Below are 327 nucleotides of genomic sequence, written 5' to 3' on the forward strand. Positions count from 1 at the left end.
ACCTTCTTCGCCAGGGCCCGAATCGCCGCATGGTGCAGGCCGCTGACGCTAATCATGTCGAGCCCTATCCCACCAGGAGCGACCTTGTCCCCGAATTGCGCCTGCATGTCCTCGGCGTAGGGGCCGGCATGTTCGCCGCCGTCTGCCACGCCATCTCGGTATTTCCAGCTCTCCACCGGCACATTCGACATACCCGCCAGCGCCTCGTCGTCGTCCAACGGCTGACCGCCCTCCTTGAGTTCCTTCGACGAGAAGGCCATGGCGCCGGCCATAAGCCCTGTCCCTAGGAGCGATCCGAGGCCGGCTTGGCCGGCTGAGTTTGCGTTT

General features: G+C 64.5%; 1 protein-coding gene. It reads right to left on the reverse strand.

All coding sequences use genetic code 11. The features are described 5' to 3' along the window. Window positions 1–272, reverse strand: a 272-nt coding sequence (locus ACM03V_RS34485; protein ID WP_414625314.1) for a tail fiber domain-containing protein, incomplete at its 3' end; no start/stop codon positions are given. Window positions 273–327: the final 55 nt, after the last annotated feature.

This window comes from Calothrix sp. CCY 0018, from assembly GCF_963920925.1.
In the GTDB taxonomy this organism is placed as follows: Bacteria; Cyanobacteriota; Cyanobacteriia; order Cyanobacteriales; family Nostocaceae; genus Rivularia.